Consider the following 573-nt stretch of genomic DNA (forward strand, 5'->3'; position numbering starts at 1 on the left):
TAGGGAGGTTTCTTCCTGTACAAAAGCAGTTTACAATCCATAGGACCGTCATCCTGCACGCGGCATGGCTGGTTCAGAGTTGCCTCCATTGACCAATATTCCTCACTGCTGCCTCCCGTAGGAGTCTGGTCCGTGTCTCAGTACCAGTGTGGGGGATCTCCCTCTCAGGACCCCTAATCATCGTCGCCTTGGTATGCCGTTACCACACCAACTAGCTAATGATACGCATGCCCATCTTATACCGATAAATCTTTATTATCAATACGATGCCATATCGATAAACCATGGAGCATTAATCCGAATTTCTTCGGGCTATTCCCCTGTATAAGGTAGGTTGCATACGCGTTACTCACCCGTGCGCCGGTCTCTAAAAAGCAAGCTCTTTATACCCCTCGACTTGCATGTGTTAGGCCTGCCGCTAGCGTTCATCCTGAGCCAGGATCAAACTCTTCATCGTATATTTTTAATTTCGTAAATTAAAAAAGTATAATCCCAAATCTTGCGATTTGCCTTACTCTCTTATTTGTATGCTGTCAATCCAATATGTTTATGAACGTGTCTTCTTATTCTATT

1 rRNA gene is annotated in these 573 nt (G+C 44.7%); it reads right to left on the reverse strand.

Annotated features, from left to right (window positions below):
• Positions 1-457 (reverse strand): 16S ribosomal RNA (locus tag HX049_RS18430); the annotation flags it as partial.
• Between the last annotated feature and the right edge of the window lie 116 nt (positions 458-573).

Origin of the sequence: Myroides odoratimimus, from assembly GCF_030326305.1 — a bacterium.
GTDB lineage: Bacteria > Bacteroidota > Bacteroidia > Flavobacteriales > Flavobacteriaceae > Flavobacterium > Flavobacterium odoratimimum_A.